The organism is Microbacterium sp. DMC48 (assembly GCF_056313825.1).
The window spans coordinates 1,053,565-1,071,650 of sequence record NZ_JBQUZN010000003.1 but is presented as its reverse complement, the minus strand read 5'-3'; the positions used below and the strand labels follow the sequence as shown (position 1 = coordinate 1,071,650).

Here is an 18,086-nt window from a genome sequence, read left to right as displayed (position 1 = left end):
GTCGCGCCCCGCTACTGAGCGGATGCCGGCGGCACGACCGTGCCCTGATGGAAGCGCAGGCGCGGTGCGGTGCCGCCGACGTCCCACAGTGATGAGTGCCGACTGATCCGCGAGGGCGTCGTGAGCCGATAGGTGACCAGCACCAGCTCGGGCGAGAGCTGACGGAACTGCCACTCATCGGTCTGCGGCGTGACGCGCGAGTCCGCGCTCTCCTCGGCAAGCGCACCGACGATCTGTTCCCGCGTCCAGAGGGTGCCGGAGCGGCCGATCTCGACGAAAGCGGGATGCAGCAGCTCGTCGACCTGCGCGGTGTCGCGGCGCACGTCGGCGGTGAGCAGGGCCGTTTCGGCATCCTTCACCGCCGCCCATTGCGGCACTGCGGCGTGACGCACCAGCCGGACGATGTGGATGGGATGGCCTGCCAAGAGCTGGTCGCGCTCGATCGCGTCGCGGACGAAGCCGTTGCGCAGATAGAACGCTTCGGCGCGGGGGTTGTCGTCCATCATCCAGAGGTAGGCGTCGCCGGCACCGATCGCCGCGTCCAGTAGCAGCTGCCCCGCACCGGTACCGTGGTGCGCCGCCAGGACGTAGATGCCCTCCAGCTCCCGCGACGTCGGCCGATCGTCGTCGCGCCCGTCACCGGCCGTCGCCCAGCCGACGATCCGCCCGTCGACCTCGGCGACGAAGACGTCGGTGACGTCGTCTTCGATGATCGACGCCCACCGCTCGATGCGCGGCTCGACCCGCAACCCGGCGAGGACCGTGGCCGGAAGCTGGCGGACATACGCCTCGCGCCACGCCTGGACATGAACCTCGGCGACGCCCCGGGCGTCGTCGACGGATGCCGGGCGAACGCGCACGGTGGGCGGGGCAACGGGTGCGCTCATCTCCTCATGTTCGCAGGCCGCATCGAAAGAGATTCGCACGAATCGCGTAACGAAAGCCGCGTCGGGTCATCTCATCAGTGCGGCGGTGATGGTATCCCGCCGTGTTCGGGCCTCGATGAGCTGGGGGGCTCGTCACCCGCAGACGCCGCCTTCCCCAGAGGCCCGTGCTGCGGGGCGGGGCGGCGCACAGCGTCGCCCCGCGGCCCGAACTCACCCGGCGGTGCCGGCGCCCTCGCTCTGCGCCGCCCGCGCGACCACGCGCACGCCCGCCACGCGGCGGCGGTCCATCGCGACCACGTGGATCGCAGCATCGGGCAGCTCGACGGTGTCGCCGACAACGGCAAGACGCCCGAGCTGTTCGATGACGAACCCGGCGATGGTGTCCGACGAGCCGGGCGGCAGCTGTACGCCGGTCGCCTCCTCGAAATCCGCGCGGTTGAGGCGCCCGTCGAAGACACCCGCGTGCGCGTCGGCGACGGTGTCGTACTCGTCGAAGATCTCGCCGACGACCTCTTCGACGAGGTCCTCGAGAGTGACGATGCCGTCCGTCCCGCCGTACTCGTCGATGACGACGGCGATGTGATCGCCGTCGGCGCGCATGCGCGTGAGGGTGGCCAGCACCCCGGCCGTCGCGGGGAGGTACGGGATCGGACGCATGACCCGACTGACAGGGGCCTCGGCATCCCGCGACGCGATGTCGAAGAGGTCGCGCACGTGGACGAAGCCCGAGATGTCGTCGATGGACTGATCGACGACCGGATAGCGCGAGTGCGGCAGCTCGCGCACCTGGGCGACCGCCGCGGCGACGGTCGCGGTGGCGTCGAGGACGACGACGTCGGGACGCGGGCGCATCACCTCGCTGATCTGCCGCCCGCGCAGCGAGAGCACATCGTCGAGCATGCGCCGCTGATCGTCGGGCAGACCCTGGTGGGTCGCGACGATGTCGCGGATCTCGTCCTCGCTGAGCTCGTCGGCCGTCTTGTGCGGGTCACCGCCGAGCAGGCGCACCAGCGCGTTGGTCGACACCGACAGCAGCCAGATCACCGGTCGCATGACGACCGCGAACCCGTCGAGCACCGGGGCGACGGCGTAGGCGAACTGCGCGTTGCGCTGAATGGCGAGGCGTTTGGGCACGAGCTCGCCCAGCACGAGCGACAGGTACGCGATCACCAGCGTCAACGCGACGGTCGCCAGCGTCATCGCCAGCTGTGGTGCGGCGCCCACCCGCTCGAGCAGGGGCGCCACGGCCGGGGCGATCGAGGTCGCGCCGTAGGCCGCCGAGGCGAAGCCGGCGACGGTCACCCCGATCTGCACGGCCGACAGGAACGTGTTGGGGTTGCGGGCAAGGCCGGCCACCTTCTGCCCTCGCGCGCCGCGGGCGGCGATGGCGTCGATCTGGCTCTCGCGCAGGGTCACGAGGGCCATCTCGGTGGCGGCGAAGACACCCCCGACGAGCACGAAGACGAAGACGAGAGCGATGTTCCAGGCGAGATCGCCCATCAGCGGGCATCCTCACGCGCGGCGGGCAGGGCGTCGCCCCGGGCATCCTTCCGCGTCTTCAGCAGGCTCGCGATCGTGGCGACGGCGACGGTGGCAGCGATGAACAGCAGCGACAGCCAGATCGGGATCTCCGGGATGAACGTCACGTGCTCGCCGCCGTTGATGAACGGGAGCTCGTTCTTGTGGAGCGCGTGGATGAGCAGCTTCACGCCGATGAACGCGAGGATCACCGCGAGACCCTGGGCGAGGTACACCAGGCGCTCCAGCAGACCGCCGATGAGGAAGTAGAGCTGGCGAAGGCCCATGAGCGCGAAGGCGTTCGCGGTGAAGACGAGGTACGCCTCCTGCGTGAGCCCGTAGATCGCGGGGATCGAGTCGACCGCGAACACGAGGTCGATGAACCCGATCGCGACGATGACGAGCAGCATGGGGGTGACGAACCGGCGGCCGTCCTTCTTCACCGTGAGCCGGTCGCCGTCGTACTCGTCGCTGACCGGGAGCACACGACGTACGAGGCGCATGAAGCGGCCGTCGGCGGGGTTGGACTCACCGTGCGCGAAGGCCTGCCGATACGCGAGGAACAGCAGCAGCGCGCCGAAGAGGTAGAACACCCACGAGAAGTTCTCGATCAGCGCCGCCCCGACGGCGATGAAGGCGCCGCGCATGATGAGGGCGATGACGATGCCGATCATCAGCACTTTCTGCTGGTACATCTTCGGCACTGCGAACCCGGTCATGACGATGAGGAACACGAACAGGTTGTCGATCGACAGGGCCTTCTCGGTGAGGTACCCGGCGAAGTACTCGCCGCCGTACCCCCACCCCGAGAAGACGCCCACGCCGACACCGAACAGAAGCGCGAGACCGATGTAGAAGGCCGACCAGCGCGCGGACTCGCCGACAGTCGGCTCGTGCGGCTTGCGCACGTGCGCGAAGAACTCCCACACGAAGAAGGCGATCGTGACGGCGATCGTGATGATCCACACGAGGGGGGTGATGTTCACAGGAGGCTCCCGAAGAATGGCGTGACGTGGTCGACGCCAGAGTCTCCCCCATCCCTTGCGGGACCGGTCGGCCCGGGCCGCGACGCGACCGTAATGACGAGCCGTCCGTATCGGAGTACTCCCCCTGGACTGCTGACACAGTAGGGCAGCGAAGTGACGCGAAGCTGGGAAGTCGCCGGATGCCGCGGCATCCGACCGGCGCCGGCGATCAGGATGCCGTGCGGATGCGCACCTCGCGCTCCATCCGCTTCTCGTGGCGGGCGCGTCCCTTGACCGCCTCGGCCTCGCGGTTCTTCGGCGGTGCGGTCGTCACGAGCGCGTCGAGCAGGCGACGCGTGGCGGCGGCGATCTCGTCGATGGCCGCGTCGAACGCCTCGGCGTTGGCGCGCGAAGGATGCGTCGATCCACTCACTTTGCGGACGAACTGCAGAGCCGCTTCGCGCACCTCGTCATCGGTGGTGGGCGGTTCGAAGTTGTGGAGCACCCGGATGTTTCGGCACATGCGGCGAGCGTAGACCGCGACGCACGGCAGCGACAGGGGTGACGCCGCGCGCGGGCGACCCGATCAGCCCTGCGCGGCCGAGCCGTAGGCGCCGGCGCGGATCTCCTCGAGCAGAGACGGGCGGGCGGGTGTCCAGCCGAGGGAGCGCGCCTTCTCGCCGCGTCCCTGCTGGTCGAGCATGAGCGCATCGGCGAAGGGGGCGCCCAGGCGTGCGCGTGAGGCCTCGACGCCCTCCGCAGCGACCGGACCGTCGGCGAGCGCTTCGCCGAGCTCGATGACCGTCGCGTTGTGGCCGCTGAGACCCAGCACGCGTCCGACCGGCGCGGAGCGCTCGATCACCCGCACGTACAGTTCGGCGAGGTCGTCGACGTGCACGGTCGCCCAGTGCTGGGTGCCGTCGCCGATGACGGTGAGGCGGCCCTCGCCGTCACGGGGCGCGGAGGCCAGCATGGCGGGGATTCCTGCGCCGTGGCCGTGCACGATGCCGGGCTCGACGATCGTGAGGGCGAGCTCTGCGGCGGCGAGGCGGGACTCCACCTCCTCACGCCAGGCGACGATCGCGGGTGGGTGGAACGGGGTCTGCTCGGTGAGGTCGTCCGACGGGCCATGGATCCAGAGACCGCCCGTGTGGATGTAAGGCTTGCCGGTGCCGCCGAACGCGGCGATGACGGCATCGGCGACGGCGCTGTCGAACTGGGGGGCCGTGCCGTCACCCGGTGCGGCGGTGTGGATCGCAGCATCCACGCCCTCCAGCAGCGGAGTGAACCAGTCGGCGTCGGTGACGTCGCCGACCACCGCAGTCGCTCCGGCCGCGGTGGCCTTCTGCGCGGCGTCTGCGCTGCGCACCGGCGCAACGACGTCGTGACCATGAGCGCGCAGAACGTCGAGGACGGACGAGCCGATGTAGCCGGTGGCACCGGTGAGGAGGATCTTCATTCCGTCATCGTAGGCACGACGACAGGGAGCGAGGGTCGGATTCGGCGCGCTCGTCAACCCCGAGATCGGATGCCGCGGCATGCCTAAGCTGGCGGCATGCGACGGTGCGGCGGGGACCCCGGACGCGTCCGACGACGAGAGGCGGAGCGGCGATGCATGACGTCGTGGTGATCGGAGCAGGCCTCGCGGGGCTGCGGTGCGCGGTAGTGCTGGCCGAGCGCAGGCTCGAGGTCATCGTGCTCGACGCGGGAGACGAGGTCGGCGGCCGTCAGCGCACCGACCTCGTCGACGGGTTCCGACTCGATCGGGGCTTTCAGGTGCTCAACCCGGCGTATCCGGCGCTGCGTCGCAGCATCGATCTCGACGCTCTGGCGCTGCGGTCGTTTCCCGTCGGCGTGCAGGTGCGCACCGATCGCGGCCTCGCTGAGCTGCGGCATCCGCTGCGCTCACCGCTGTCGATCCCCCGAACGATCGGCAGCGGGCTGGTGAGCGCTGCGGATGCCGTGGCGTTCTCACGCTGGCTGACGCCGGCGTTCACGCGGCGGCTGTCGGCACGGGCGCGAAGCGATCGCGCGCTGCGCGAGGGGTGGGACTCCGCGGGCCTGCGCGGCCCCCTGCGCACCGCCGTGCTCGATCCGTTCCTCACCGGTGTCGTCGCCGAGGACCGTGAGGGCAGCTCGAACGCGTTCGTCCAGGAGTTGGTGCGGTACTTCGCGCTGGGGCGGCCGGGGCTTCCCGCGCAGGGGATCGCGGCGGTGCCGGCGCAGCTGGCGGCGCGGGCGCGTGCTGCGGGAGCGGAGATCCGGCTCGGGGCCCGAGCGGAGCGCGTCGACAGGGACGGCCCGATCGTCGAGGTCGGCGTCGCCGGTGGCGAGGCCCTCCGCGCCGGGCGGGTCGTGGTGGCCGTCGGCGCGGAGTCGGTGGCGGAGTTGGCGCCGGTGCCGCGACCCGCGACGAACGGGCTGCAGACGTGGTGGTTCGCGGCACCGGCAGCACCCTCGGCATCCGCTCTGCTGCGTGTGGACGGGCGCGGGATCGGCGTCCGCGGGCCGGTCGTGAACACGGCGGTCATGTCGCACACCGTGCCGTCGTATGCACCCGTGGGGCGTCATCTCATCGAGGCGACGTGCCTGCTGCCGCGCGGTGGTGCGCCAGCAGGCGAGGACGAGGTGCGCCGCCACCTCACCGAGCTCTGGGATGCCGGGGTCACCGACTGGCAGTTGCTGCGTCGCGACGACATTCCGGATGCGCTGCCCGCACAGCCGGCACCGCTGCGTGCGCCTCGCCCGCCGCGCGTCACCGACCGGATGTACCTCGCCGGCGACCACCGACATGCGGCGTCGATCCAGGGCGCTCTCGCATCCGGCGAGCGCGCTGCTCGCGCGGTGCTCGTGGACGCGGGCGTGTGATGGGCGAGGCGGAGCCGCTGCGGTCAGCCCCGCGACCTGAGGACTTCGAGAGCGTCGAGCACGAGGTCGAGACCGAAGAGGAACTCCTGGGACGGGTCGTAGCCGCTCCCCATGAGATGCGCTCCAGACTCGTGTAGGTACGGATATCGATCGGCCGGGACCTGCGGCAGGTAGACGCCCTCGGTCATGTCGGCCATCTCCTCGGCCGTTGCGAACGGCAGGTTCGCCTCTTGCAGCGCGTAGCCGTAGACATGACTGTTCAGCAGCCAGTTCGCGTGCGTCGCCATCTCGATCGAGAAGCCGGCTCGCCGCAGGCACGCGGTCACGGCCTCGCGATGCCGCAGATTCGCCGGTCCGGGTGACGTGCGCGACTCCATCAGGCTGATCGCCCACGGATGCCGCGCGAGCACCTCCCGAGCCGACACCGCTTCGGCACGCATCGCGACCGTCCACGGGGCATCGAGAGAGGGCAACTCGATCTCGTCGAACACGACGTCGATCATCGCGTCGAGCAGCTCCTCCTTGTTCGCGACGTAGTGGTACAGCGACATCGCACCGGCGTCGAGCGCAGCAGCGAGACCGCGCATGCTCAGCCGCTCCACTCCGTCGCGGTCGGCGATACGCAGCGCCTCGGCCACCACGCGCTCGGCGCTGAGGCCCGTGCCGTCCGGTGTCGGCGTGCGTCGCTGCGGCATCGATCGGTCTCCTCATCGGGTCGAAGGACTTGACAATCGTACAGCGTACGGTCGATAGTACGGTGTACGACGTACAGTGTACGAAGCCAGAGCTCAGGAGATCCCGTGGCCACGACAGCCCTGCCGCACGCAGCTGCGGCGACACCCACACCACCACGCATGCGCGCCCTCGTGCACGAGCGCTACGGGCCGCCAGACGTGCTGCGACTGGCGACGGTCGCGCTTCCGACGGCTGGCCGTCGCGAGGTTCTCGTCGAGGTCGGCGCGGCCTCCGTGCATCCCGGCGACTCCTTCGTCATGACGGGACGGCCGCGCCTGGTGCGGCTGGCGTTCGGCCTGCGCAGACCCCGCCGTCGCACGCCAGGCATGGATCTGGCCGGTGTCGTCCGCGCGGTCGGCGCCGATGTGACCTCGGTGCGCGTGGGGGACCGCGTCTTCGGCTGGACGACCGCGGGGGCGCTGGCAGAGTTCGCCACCGTACGTGACGACCACCTCGCGCCGATTCCCGCGGGTGTCCCGGTCGACGTCGCAGCCGCCGTTCCCACGTCGGGCATGACGGCGCTGCAGGCCCTGCGCGACGTGGCGCAGCTGCAGTCCGGGCAGACGGTGCTGATCACCGGCGCCTCCGGCGGGGTCGGCTCGTTCGCGGTGCAGATCGCGAAGGCACTCGGCGGCGAGGTCGCCGGTGTGTGCAGCGGACGCAACGTCGAGTTCGTCCGTCAGCTGGGCGCCGATCACGTCATCGACTACGAGACGACCGACGTGACTCGCGGGAGCACGCGCTTCGACGTGATCCTCGACAGCGTAGAAGCGCAGCCCCTCGCCGCGATGCGCCGCATCCTCACTCCGCGCGGCACCCTCATTCCGAACAGCGGCCGCGGCGGTGCCTGGATCGGACCGCTTGGCCGGATCGTACGAGCGCGCCTGCTGTCCGCCTTCACGCGCCAACGGCTGCGACCGTTCACCTCTCTCGGTCGGCGCGGCGACCTGCTCGTGCTCGCCGAGATGCTCGCGAGCGGCGAGATCACGCCGTTGGTCGATCGCCGCTATGCCCTCGCGGATGCCGCCGATGCCCTCCGGCAGGTCGCGACCGGGCACACCCGCGGCAAGGTCGTCGTCACCCCGTGACGCGGCATCAGCTCACCCACGCACCGCACCACCACACACAAGGAGAGACCATGTCGACCACGCTCAAGATCCGCACCCCGCTCGAGATCGCACCAGTTCCCGTCCCGGTGAAGCTCGCCGCCGCGTGGGCGAGCTTCATGTTCCTCTACGTCTACGTCGACGTCTTCAACTTCTACAAGCCGCATGTGGTCGCCGGCATCCTCGAGGGGATGGTGTGGCGGTTCGAAGTGAGCCCGCCCCTGCTGACGGCGATGCTCGCCTCGGTCATGATCCCGGCGGTGATGATCGTGCTGTCGGTGACCCTGCCACCGCGGGCGAACCGCATCGTGAACGTCGTCGTGGCCTCGCTGTATGTGCCGTACTCGGTGTTCAACATCGCCGGATCGACCCCCGAGTGGCTGCCGTTCTACGTACTGTCGATCGGGGTCGAACTCGCACTGCTGGGGTTCATCGTGCGGCGCGCGTGGGTCTCGGTCCCTCGCCGCGAGCCGGGTGAGCTCGGCGCGGAGAGGTGACGCCGGATGCCGCAGGCACGTCCCTCACTCCCACGTGGCGGTGTCGGGGTCGATGCCCGCGGCGCGCGCGCTCTCATCGATCGCCCGGCTCAGCCAACGGGCCAGGCCCGGCCGCACCGCGTCGTAGTGCGCCGAGAACCGCGGGTCGGCGACGTAGATCCGCCCGAGGCACACCTGCATCTGCCGCGTGATCGGGAAGAACTGCGAGAGCAGGGTGCGGTGTCGCTCGACGAGACCGTTCGCCACGGCATCCCCGGGTGTCGCTCCGCCGTCGACCGCGGCGCCCATCTCGAGCTCGAACGCGGTCATCGCCTCGGTCACCGCCGCCCAGTCGCCGGCCGAGCGCGACGCCGTACGCTCCGCGTACTGCTGCCACTGCGCCGATTGTCCGTAGGCCTCGCGCGCCTGCGCGGGCCACTCGGTATTCCAGTCGGGGCCGAAGATGTCGCGCTGTTCGTCCTCGGAGAGCAGGATGCCGCGCTCCTGCGCCTCGATCATGCGCGCGAGGTCCTCGTCGAGGTCGTTGAGCTGGGCGATCCGCTGCGCGAGCTGGGCGCGCTGCACCCGCAACTGGTCGGCGACATCGCCCCCCGGCTCATCGAGAATGGCCCGGATCGCGTCGAGGTCGAGCCCGAGCTCGCGGTACACGACGATGCGCCGGAGGCGTTCGAGGTCGGCATCCGTGTAGAGCCGGTAGCCGGCCCGCGATCTCGCTGCAGGGCTCGCGAGGCCGATCTCGTCCCAGTGGTGGAGCGTCCGCACGGTCAGGCCCAGGCGCGCAGCCGTCTCGCCCACCGGCAGTCCGTCGTCAGACATGGGACTCATTGTCGTCGGTGCCGATGCCGACCGCGCGGAGGGTGCGGCCCTCGACGCTGTCGGGGTCGAACACCTTGCCCGCCGTGAAGATCACGCGGGTGTTCTCGGGGGTGATGACCTCGATGTCGCGGGTGTTCCACATCGTGTCGCGCGGGTGGGCGTCGACGCCGAGGGCGCGCAGGGCCTCGGCGATCGGATCGAGCTGGTCGAGCACGCAGGCGAAGCTCACGCTCGCAGCCGGGGCGGTGTCGTCCGGCGCGCCCGCGACGAGCAGGACGTCCTGGAACGCCCACCGGCGCAGGTGCGTCATCTGCCCCGGGATGCCGAACAGCTCGAAGAAGCCGAGGCCGCGGGTCCAGAAGTCGATGGATGCCGCGAGATCGGCCGTCGGGATCGTCACGAACATGGGCATGCCGTAGATGCCGCGGAACAGAGGCGGGGCGACGGCGTCGGGTCCCGGGGCAGGGACGGGGCTGATGTCGAAAGCGTGGGGAAGGTCGGTCATGAGACCACGATCGAGCCTGACGTCGCGTGAGGGTCAAGCCCGGGATGCGATCCGATTCTGCAATGTTCGGATGGTCGATCCCAGGATGCCGCGGGCCAGCAATCCGCCGGCGACGAACGGACCCGCGGCATCCTCGCCGACCGGTGGAAGCTGACGGAGGGCGGCGCGGACCGCCGGTGTCATGCGCTGCAGTTGCCACTCGATCTCGGCATCCGCCTCGTCGGGCCGGTCGATGCCGACGGCTTTCACGGCGTAGGCGGCGGCGCCCAGGGCGTGCGCACCCATGTGCGCGACGCCCGACGCCTGCGCCGCCGACCGGGCCGCCGCGATCGCGGCGGGCGAGGTGACCGAGGCGGCGGCGCGGCCCGCAACGAACCGGCGGCGGATCTCGCCCGCCGAGTCGAGCTCACCGCGGGCGTAGGCGCGGGCCCGCGCGATGGCGTCACGCGGGCGATCGTCGTCGGGAGCCTCGCTCTCGAAGAGAGGGAGCACCCGTTCGGCGCAGTCGGCCGCCCACGCGGCGACGAGGCGCCGGTCGGGCTCGCTCAGGGTTTGCGGGGAGAGCATCTGCCCATGCTGTCACCGGGGCTGTTCGCGCGGCGGCCCCGGGCGGCGGCGGGGCGGGGAGAATGGCGTGATGACACGTCGCGCGAAGAAGCCCGCCGCCACCGTTCCCTGGATCGTGATGGTGCCGTTCGCGGTGTCGGGCGTCATCCACCTCGTGCGACCCGGCGTGTTCACGCCGATCATCCCGCGGGCGCTGCGCCGATGGGATCGGCCGCTCGTGGTCGTGTCGGGCATCGCGGAGCTGGCATGCGCGGTGGGGTTGGTCGTGCCTTCGACTCGGGCCGCCGCGGGGCGAGCGAGCGCGGTGGTGCTGGCCGGCGTCTGGCCCGCGAACATGCAGATGAGCATCGACCTCGGCCGCCGGGCAGCGCGCCGCCGCTCCCCGAAGGCGTGGGCGGCGTTCGCCGTGTCGCTGGTGCGGCTGCCGCTTCAGGTGACGTTGATCCGGCGGGCGCTGCGGGCCTCACGCTGATCCTGGTCTTCGTCGCGGCGCCGACGCGATGCGCGGTCAGACCCAGACGAGGAATCCGAGGATCGCGACTGCGACGGCCAGCAGCAGCAGAACCAGATTCATCGGCACCACCCGGGCTTCGCCTCGACGCAGGTGGAAGATCACGGCGCCCAGCTGCACGAGCGCGAGCCCGATGGCGGCGACGGGCCCCAGCACCGGAGCGATGCCCGTGAGCGGCGGCAGGATCAGACCGAGCGCTCCCAGCACCTCGACCACACCGATGACGCGGACGAGCGGCAGCGATACGTCCTTCGCCCAGGCGATGCCCCCGGCGACAAGGGCATCGGGAGAGCGGAAGGCCTTCATACCCCCGGCGGTGAGGTAGGCCAGGGCGAGCAGACCGGCAATGATCCAGTAGGCGATCGACATGAGTGATTCCTTCGGTTGTGGTGTGGTGATGACGGGTGGAACAGTGGTCAGCGCGGCGCCCGCGCGTTCCAGATCAGCGGCGCCTGACGCAGCCAGGTGTCGTCCTCCAGGGAGTCGAGAAGGAACCGGGCGACGTCGGCGCGGCTGATGGTGAAGCCCGGCTTCGCCTGCTCCATCTGAGCGGCGCGCACCGGCCCGCGAGGGGTGGCATCAGACAGTGCGACGGAGCGGACCATGACCCACTCGGCATCCGAAGCACGAACGTCGGCGTCGACGCCGTGGTGGTCGTTGTAGCCGTGGCGAATGCCGGAGCTCTTGATCAACGCTTTGAACAGCAGGTTGCACGAAGCCCAGGAGTCGCCGGCGCCCATGGTGGAGGCGACGGCGATGCGACGGATGCCCTTCTCTCTCATGACCGCGAAGGTGTCGCGGGTGGCATCCGTCATGAAGCTCGGCGGGCTCACCGCCTTAGACCAGGGGTTGTCGCTCGCGCGTGAGTTGTTGAGCGCACTCACGACCGCATCGGCGCCCTCTGCCGCCGAGAACGAGGACGGTGGTCACAGAAGAGTCCTTTCGGGGCATACGCACTGATGGTGTGGCAACATATCTTTCAGTCGGTAATCAGGAGCGGCGGGGGCGAAAGATGGCGTCAGCGAGGACGATCAGCGGTCCGTGCCGGGCATGGCCGGCCGAGAGCGACTTCATCCGCGAGGTGCTCGACCGCATCGGCGACAAGTGGACAGTGCTGGTGGTGAGCACACTCGGCGGCGCACCATTGCGCTATTCGGATCTGCAGGCGAGCATTCCGGGCATCTCGCAGCGGATGCTGACCGTCACACTCAAGGCCCTTGAGCGTGACGGCTTGCTCACCCGCACGGCCTACCCCGAGGTGCCGCCGCGGGTGGAGTACGAGCTGACAGATCTGGGGCGGTCGCTGCTGGACGCCGTCATGGCGCTGGCCGGCTGGGCGGCCGCCCACCACGAGACCGTGGCGGCGAACCGCCGCGATCACGAGGTCACGGGTGTCGGCCGCGTTGGGGCGCATGCCATTCTCGCTTCCGTCGGCCAATAGCGCTCGCTCTACTTCTTGACGACCAGCTCGTGCACCGCGCGAGTGTGATGCATGTCCCAGTACAGGGGGGCGATGTCGGCGGCGGGGAGGAAGTCGAGTCCGGGCGCGGGTGCGTGCTCGGCGATCATGAGCGCGATGGCGACATGGGCGACATGGACGCCGCTGCCGGCGAGGGCCTGACCGAGGTTGAGCGCCCAGTTGCGCAGTGCCGCACCACCGGCGGTGACGTTGCCGTACTGGGCAACCGGGTACATCGATCCGGCGCCCGTGGTGAACAGCAGCGTGCCGGCACCGATCGCGAGCATCTCGGGCAGAACGACGTCGGCTGCCGTCATGGCGCCGTACAGGTAGTACTCGATCTGCGGCTGCACGTTCTCCGGGGTGGCTTCACGGATGTCGACGGGAGCCAGGGGACCTGCCGACGCGTCGGCCGGCGAGTACTCCAGCACGTCGATGCCGCCGAAGTGCGCCGTTGCGGCGGTCAGCGCTGCGCGGAGGGTGGGCCGGTCGAGCACGTCGGCGGCGAAGCCGGCGGCAGTGATCCCGTCGGCGGCGAGTTGGGCGACCAGGCTGTCGAGCTTCGCCTGGTTGCGGGAGATGAGCGCGACGTCGAATCCCTGGGCACCGAAGCTGCGCGCGATAGCGAGTCCCAGGCCGGAGCCGGCTCCGATGATGGCGATGGTGGGCACAGTCTTCCTCAGATTCGTCAGTGTGTGGGGGTCGGTGGGTTACGGGCGGGTGGCTGTGGGCAGGGCGCACGCTTCACCGTTGGGATCGCACGCGGCCGCGGCGGGGTCGCCGAAGGTGAGCAGGACGGGCTTCGCGGTGTCGTCGGTGCTCATGCCACACCGTCCGTGGCGTCTGTAACGAGGTTGTCGAGCACCTGCCCGTATGCCTCGACGGACTGGGCGCCCGACGCGGCGAAGCGGCGGTCGAAGACGGTGAAGGGCACGCCTTGGATGCCGAGTGCTTGACCTTCATGGGTGTCGGCGCGCACGGCATCGGCGTATTCGTCGCTGGTCAGCACCGTGCGAACGCGGTCTGCCGACAGCCCCACCTCTGGGGCGGCCTGTGCGAGCACCTCGGCATCGAAGGGGTTGATCTCTCCGGCGAAGAATCGGTCTTGCACTCGGGAGAAGAACTCGAGGCCCTTGCCCGCCTCCTCGGCGTAGTGCACGACGCGATGGAAGTCGAAGGTGTTGGCGTTGAGCCGGTCGAGCGAGAAGGGCAGACCCTCGCGCTGCGAGAGCGCCTGAATCTGACGCTCGGCTTGAAGGACGACGTTCGCGTTGCCGCCGTGCGAGCGGATGAAGGCGCTCTCGATGGTCTCCGGTGTGTGCGGCGCGTTCGGGTTGAGCTCGAACGAGCGCAGCTTCACCTGGAACCGATCGGCATCCGCGCGGGAATCAATGGCTCGCTGCAGTCGATGCTTACCGACGTAGCACCACGGGCAGCTGAGATCCGCCCACACCTCGATGACGATCGGGGCCGCCGCATTGGTCTCCTTGGACGACATGATCATTACCTCACTTCTGATTCGTAACCACATTGTGAGTGAGTAAGGTGAGGCCTACAAAAGGCACTTCGAGGTGCGTTTCGTGAGGGCTCAGAGTCGCCGCCCGCTCCTGCGGCGGTGGTCCCTGGCTATGCGATACTTCCCGCATGTCGACACCGCCGCCGGACTTCCCTTCGTCTGTGGCTCCGGGCGCTCAGGCACCCGTGAGGCCACCCACATCGGGTGCTCGCATCGCCGACGTGATCTCCTCGGTGATCCTCGTGGTCGCCGGCTTCCTCGGCTTCGCGGTGCTCGCGTTCATGTCGCTTTTTCTCGTCATGATGTCGGACGGGTGCTTCGGTGACCGGTGCAACACCGGCCTCATGTCGGTGGGCTGGCTGATCGCTCTCGGCGTGCCTCCCGTCGTGTTCCTCGCCGCGGCGGTGTGGACGATCATCCGCCTCGTCCGCCGCAAGATCAGCTGGTGGGTTGCGGCGGTCGGCGCGGCGTCGGGAGTAGCGATCTGGTTCGCGGGTGTAGGCATCATGAACGCGAGCCTCGGTCGCTGACCCTCGAGGCTCGAACTACCCCTCGGGAGCAGTTCACGTGGCGACGGATCCCGACGTCTTCACGTGGAACCTGAATGCGACTCCTACCCGAAGTCGCCCGGCGCCATATCCGTGAAGCGCGAGAAGTGACCCTGGAAGGCGACGGTAATGGTGTCGGTGGGGCCGTTACGGTGCTTGGCGACGATCAGGTCGGCCTCGCCGGCGCGGGGGCTGTCCTTCTCGTAGGCGGCCTCGCGGTGCAGCAGCACCACCATGTCGGCATCCTGCTCGATCGAGCCCGACTCACGCAGGTCGCTCAGGGCGGGCTTCTTGTCGGCGCGCTGCTCGGGGCCACGGTTCAGCTGCGACAGCGCGATCACCGGCACCTGCAGCTCCTTGGCCAGAAGCTTCAGCGCACGCGAGAACTCCGAGACCTCCTGCTGACGGCTCTCGACGCGCTTGCCCGACGTCATCAGCTGCAGGTAGTCGATGACCACCATCTTCAGGCCCACCCGCTGCTTGAGCTTGCGGCACTTCGCGCGGATCTCGACCAGCGTCATGTTCGGACTGTCGTCGATGTACAGCGGCGCGTCGTTGATACGCCCACGGGTCGCCGCGATCGTCGTCCAGTCGCGGGAGTCGAGCGTGCCCTTGCGCATGCTCTGCAGCGGAATGGCGCCCTCAGCGCTCATGAGACGCATCGCGATCTCGCTGCGACCCATTTCGAGCGAGAAGACGATCGTCGGCTGCTGCGCCTTGATCGCCGCGGCCCGCGCGAAGTCGAGCGCGAGCGTCGACTTACCCATGGCGGGTCGCGCCGCGATGATGATCATCTGGCCGGGGTGCAGACCGTTGGTCAGCTGGTCGAGACCCGAGAAGCCGGTGGGGATGCCGGTCATCTGACCGTCGCGCCCGCGCGCCGCCTCGATCTCCTCCACCGCGGCATCCACCGCGATCTGCAGCGGCACGTAGTCTTCGGCCTGCTCCGCGCCGGTGACCGAGTAGATCTCCGCCTGCGCGTTGTTGACGAGGTCGAGCGCATCGCCCTGGCCGTTGTAGCCCATCTGCACGATGCGCGTGCCGGCCTCCACGAGCCGGCGCAGCAGCGCCCGTTCGCGCACGATCGACGCGTAGTAGGCGGCGTTGGCCGCGGTCGGCACGATCGAAGTCAGCGAGTGCAGGTAGTCGGCACCGCCCGAGCGCTGCAGGTCACCCGTCTTGATGAGCTCGTCGGTCACGGCGACGACGTCGGTCGGCTCGCCGTGCGAGTACAGCGAGAGGATCGCCTCGAAGATCAGCTCGTGCTTCGGCACGTAGAAGTCGGTGCCGCGAAGAGCCTCGATGACATCGGCGACGGCGTCGCTCGACAGCAGCATGCCGCCCAGCGTGCTCTGTTCGGCGAGGAGGTCGTGCGGCGGCGTGCGCTCGGGGCCGCGGCTCTCCAGGGGTCCACCGAAGCGATCCTCGGAGATGTCCGCGATCGACATGCAGTCCCCTTCACACGCTCGATGACCGGTCCCGCCGCGAGACCACACGTCACGTTAGGCACGGGTTCCGACAGTCGCAAACAGGCCTGTGGATAACTCTGTGGATGATCTGCGCGAAACGCCGGACACCCTGTGCACAGTACCTGTGGAAACACGCCGAGCAACCTCAAGATTCATCGAGACAAATCGACTTTGACCTGGGTTTTCCAGATTCACAACCTGTGGATGCGCAATGTGGTTGAAGTACCGCTTGAAGGTTGACGCTGTGGGTGGGGGTTGGGGACAACCATGGGGATGAATGCGCCCTTGTCAAGTCGAGCTGTCCGCCCCGGCGCGTCGGAAGTTTCGCGACAGGGGTCTGGACACGAGTGATATATCGGCGTATCTTCTCTGTTCCAGGCACTCCATGGGTGTCGGCGTGCGCCGGCATCCCGACACATCGTCGTGGGAGGTGAACATGGCAACAATCGCAGTCCCCCCGCTGCGCCGCGGACGATCGACCACCGAGTCGACACGGCGATGGGCGATGCTGGGCGCGCTAGGCGTCGGAGCCGCGTTCGCCTGGTTCGCCATCTCGCTCTTCTCCGGTCCGTCGGCCCACGCCGCCGACGACATGGACAACCCCCTCGGCTCCCTCGTGAGCGGCGTTTCCAGCACGCTCTCGAAGGTCACCACGCCCGTCCTCGACCCGGTCGCAGAGATCCTCTCCCCCGTCACCGAGACCGTCGCCCCCGTCGTCGAGAGCGTCGCTCCGCCGGTGGGCGGCATCGTCGACTCCGTCGCCCCCGTCCTCGAGCCGCTCGCACCGGTCGGCCAGGTCGTCGCCCCCGTCGGCTCGGCGGTCGGCGAGATCGTCAGCCCCCTCGCACCCGTTCTCGCGCCGGTCACCGGCGCGGTGAAGCCCATCGTGGATGCCGCGGCCCCCGTCACCGACGCCGTGAGCTCACTTCCGGTCGTCGGCGAGCTCGTGACCCCCATCACGAGCGTCGTCGTCCCCCCTGTCGGCGGCCCGGCATCCTCCTCCGACCCCTCCGCGCCGGCCGTGGGAACTCCCCCCGCCGCGGCCGCTCTGGCCGTGCTGTCGGCCGCGTGGGATCAGACCATGCATGGCGTCGCGACCACGACGACAGCGGCCGCACTCTCGCTCGGCAGCGCCGTTACCTCGTTCGTTCCGGGCGCGGGCGCTGTCGCGTACCCGGCAGCGCCCGGCGCTCCGGCCGGCGGCTGGGGACTTCTCGGTCCCACCCTGGACGCCACCTCGTTCTTCTCCAGCGGAGCTGGATTCTCGTTCGGCGCGGGCGCTGTGCTCGCCTTCGGTCTGTTCGCTGCACACCGTGCCTGGGTGCTGCGACGCCGACCGGAGGACGACTCTGCCCTCCCCGCGCCGGTGTTCGCCACCGACGTCTCCCCTGACTGACGGGGGTTCGGCCGCCTTCCGAGCGGCACGATCCCGCGCGCTGTGCGCGCATACCCCCCAACACTCTCAGGAGAGAAATCATCATGAACACCAACCTCAAGCGCGCCCTGTGGGGCACGCTCCTGGCCGGAGGCATCACGCTCTTCGGCGCAACGGTCGCCCAGGCGGCCGAGACAACGGGTGACGACGGTCTGCTGTCGGGCACCCAGGGGCTCATCTCCGTCGCGGTGCCCGTCACGGTCGCCGGCAACGGCATCTCGGTGCTCGGCGACGCCACCAGCACCGACGCGCAGACCTCGACCCCGTCGATCTCGGTCGGCGGCGGTGACGCGTCGACGAGCGGTTCCGACGGCGCCGGCTCGGGCACCCAGGCCCTCATCGATGTCGTCCTGCCGGTGACGCTCGGCGGCAACGCCGTCTCCGTCCTCGGTGACGCCGAGAGCACGGATGCCGCGACCTCGCAGCCCGCTGAGGCACCCGCAGCGGCGCCGGCGGCACCGGAGGCTCCCGCACCCACCACGAGCGGCTCCGACAGCATCCTGGGCGGCACCCAGGGCGTCGTGAACGTCGCCGCACCGGTGACCGTGGGCGGCAACGCCATCTCGGTCCTCGGCGACGCCGACAGCACCAAGGCGACCACCACGGCCCCCGCCGGCACCGGCAACGGATCGACGGGCGGCTCCACCACCGACGGCACGGACGGCATCCTCGGCGGCACCCAGG

20 protein-coding genes and 2 pseudogenes are annotated in these 18,086 nt (G+C 69.6%); 8 read left to right on the top strand and 14 right to left on the bottom strand.

The annotated features are described in order from the left end of the window. Positions 1-11: 11 nt before the first annotated feature. From ACT53O_RS04910 to ACT53O_RS04890, 5 genes are all read right to left on the bottom strand, one after another. On the bottom strand, positions 12-887 hold the full coding sequence (locus ACT53O_RS04910; RefSeq protein WP_476151493.1) for a GNAT family N-acetyltransferase: 876 nt from the start codon (positions 885-887) through the stop codon (positions 12-14). Positions 888-1,097: 210 nt separating this feature from the next. Continuing rightward, positions 1,098-2,387, bottom strand: coding sequence for a hemolysin family protein (locus ACT53O_RS04905; protein WP_476151492.1), 1,290 nt, complete (start codon positions 2,385-2,387; stop codon positions 1,098-1,100). Next, positions 2,387-3,391, bottom strand: a complete 1,005-nt coding sequence (locus ACT53O_RS04900; protein WP_036319554.1) for a TerC family protein — start codon at positions 3,389-3,391, stop codon at positions 2,387-2,389. Before ACT53O_RS04900 ends, ACT53O_RS04905 begins: the two co-directional genes overlap by 1 nt. A 208-nt stretch (positions 3,392-3,599) precedes the next feature. Then, on the bottom strand, positions 3,600-3,893 hold the full coding sequence (locus tag ACT53O_RS04895) for a DUF2277 domain-containing protein (RefSeq protein ID WP_036291017.1): 294 nt from the start codon (positions 3,891-3,893) through the stop codon (positions 3,600-3,602). A gap of 63 nt (positions 3,894-3,956) precedes the next feature. Next, on the bottom strand, positions 3,957-4,829 hold the full coding sequence (locus tag ACT53O_RS04890) for an NAD-dependent epimerase/dehydratase family protein (protein WP_476151491.1): 873 nt from the start codon (positions 4,827-4,829) through the stop codon (positions 3,957-3,959). Between the two features lie 152 nt (positions 4,830-4,981). Here ACT53O_RS04890 and ACT53O_RS04885 point away from each other — a divergent pair, with 152 nt between their 5' ends. Further along, positions 4,982-6,238, top strand: a complete 1,257-nt coding sequence (locus ACT53O_RS04885) for an FAD-dependent oxidoreductase (protein WP_476151490.1) — start codon at positions 4,982-4,984, stop codon at positions 6,236-6,238. 23 nt (positions 6,239-6,261) lie between these two features. Here ACT53O_RS04885 and ACT53O_RS04880 read toward each other — a convergent pair whose 3' ends face one another. Further along, positions 6,262-6,933, bottom strand: a complete 672-nt coding sequence (locus ACT53O_RS04880) for a TetR/AcrR family transcriptional regulator (protein ID WP_036319550.1) — start codon at positions 6,931-6,933, stop codon at positions 6,262-6,264. Between the two features lie 105 nt (positions 6,934-7,038). Between ACT53O_RS04880 and ACT53O_RS04875 the strand changes: the two genes are divergently transcribed. Continuing rightward, on the top strand, positions 7,039-8,061 hold the full coding sequence (locus ACT53O_RS04875; RefSeq protein WP_476151489.1) for an NAD(P)-dependent alcohol dehydrogenase: 1,023 nt from the start codon (positions 7,039-7,041) through the stop codon (positions 8,059-8,061). A 50-nt stretch (positions 8,062-8,111) separates the two neighbouring features. Then, positions 8,112-8,576, top strand: coding sequence for a DUF6326 family protein (locus tag ACT53O_RS04870; RefSeq protein WP_294943722.1), 465 nt, complete (start codon positions 8,112-8,114; stop codon positions 8,574-8,576). Positions 8,577-8,600: 24 nt separating this feature from the next. Here the strand turns inward: ACT53O_RS04870 and ACT53O_RS04865 are convergent, their stop codons facing one another. From ACT53O_RS04865 to ACT53O_RS04855, 3 genes are read right to left on the bottom strand one after another with little or no spacing between them, the layout of a single operon-like run. Beyond that, positions 8,601-9,392, bottom strand: a complete 792-nt coding sequence (locus tag ACT53O_RS04865; protein WP_476151488.1) for a MerR family transcriptional regulator — start codon at positions 9,390-9,392, stop codon at positions 8,601-8,603. Next, positions 9,385-9,897, bottom strand: coding sequence for a VOC family protein (locus tag ACT53O_RS04860; RefSeq protein ID WP_476151487.1), 513 nt, complete (start codon positions 9,895-9,897; stop codon positions 9,385-9,387). The genes ACT53O_RS04865 and ACT53O_RS04860 overlap by 8 nt, the downstream gene beginning before the upstream one ends. Before the next feature lie 33 nt (positions 9,898-9,930). After that, on the bottom strand, positions 9,931-10,464 hold the full coding sequence (locus ACT53O_RS04855; RefSeq protein ID WP_112932138.1) for a putative immunity protein: 534 nt from the start codon (positions 10,462-10,464) through the stop codon (positions 9,931-9,933). Positions 10,465-10,534: 70 nt separating this feature from the next. On the opposite strand from ACT53O_RS04855, the gene ACT53O_RS04850 reads away from it, so the two are divergent. Next, positions 10,535-10,936: a DoxX family protein gene (locus ACT53O_RS04850; RefSeq protein WP_112932139.1), complete on the top strand. Its 402-nt coding sequence runs from the start codon at positions 10,535-10,537 to the stop codon at positions 10,934-10,936. A gap of 36 nt (positions 10,937-10,972) precedes the next feature. Here the strand turns inward: ACT53O_RS04850 and ACT53O_RS04845 are convergent, their stop codons facing one another. Both ACT53O_RS04845 and ACT53O_RS04840 read right to left on the bottom strand, forming a co-directional pair. Continuing rightward, positions 10,973-11,344, bottom strand: coding sequence for a DoxX family protein (locus tag ACT53O_RS04845; RefSeq protein ID WP_016463883.1), 372 nt, complete (start codon positions 11,342-11,344; stop codon positions 10,973-10,975). Between the two features lie 47 nt (positions 11,345-11,391). Further along, positions 11,392-11,874: pseudogene (locus tag ACT53O_RS04840) on the bottom strand (NAD(P)-dependent oxidoreductase); the annotation flags it as partial. Positions 11,875-11,987: 113 nt separating this feature from the next. On the opposite strand from ACT53O_RS04840, the gene ACT53O_RS04835 reads away from it, so the two are divergent. Then, the gene (locus ACT53O_RS04835; protein WP_476151534.1) at positions 11,988-12,416 is read left to right on the top strand and encodes a winged helix-turn-helix transcriptional regulator; all 429 of its coding nucleotides are present in this window, start codon (positions 11,988-11,990) and stop codon (positions 12,414-12,416) included. Positions 12,417-12,424: 8 nt separating this feature from the next. Here ACT53O_RS04835 and ACT53O_RS04830 read toward each other — a convergent pair whose 3' ends face one another. Then, on the bottom strand, positions 12,425-13,105 hold the full coding sequence (locus ACT53O_RS04830; protein ID WP_036319543.1) for an SDR family NAD(P)-dependent oxidoreductase: 681 nt from the start codon (positions 13,103-13,105) through the stop codon (positions 12,425-12,427). A 149-nt stretch (positions 13,106-13,254) separates the two neighbouring features. Further along, entirely contained in the window at positions 13,255-13,938 is a 684-nt protein-coding gene (locus ACT53O_RS04825) for a DsbA family oxidoreductase (RefSeq protein WP_476151486.1), read from the bottom strand. 233 nt (positions 13,939-14,171) lie between these two features. Here ACT53O_RS04825 and ACT53O_RS04820 point away from each other — a divergent pair, with 233 nt between their 5' ends. Next, entirely contained in the window at positions 14,172-14,480 is a 309-nt protein-coding gene (locus tag ACT53O_RS04820) for a hypothetical protein (RefSeq protein WP_476151485.1), read from the top strand. An 83-nt stretch (positions 14,481-14,563) separates the two neighbouring features. Here ACT53O_RS04820 and dnaB read toward each other — a convergent pair whose 3' ends face one another. Continuing rightward, on the bottom strand, positions 14,564-15,946 hold the full coding sequence (gene dnaB / locus ACT53O_RS04815) for a replicative DNA helicase (RefSeq protein ID WP_036288932.1): 1,383 nt from the start codon (positions 15,944-15,946) through the stop codon (positions 14,564-14,566). Positions 15,947-16,403: 457 nt separating this feature from the next. On the opposite strand from dnaB, the gene ACT53O_RS04810 reads away from it, so the two are divergent. Both ACT53O_RS04810 and ACT53O_RS04805 read left to right on the top strand, forming a co-directional pair. Continuing rightward, positions 16,404-17,363: a hypothetical protein gene (locus ACT53O_RS04810; RefSeq protein WP_476151484.1), complete on the top strand. Its 960-nt coding sequence runs from the start codon at positions 16,404-16,406 to the stop codon at positions 17,361-17,363. Positions 17,364-17,446: 83 nt separating this feature from the next. Further along, a pseudogene (locus ACT53O_RS04805) lies at positions 17,447-18,086 on the top strand (hypothetical protein); the annotation flags it as partial.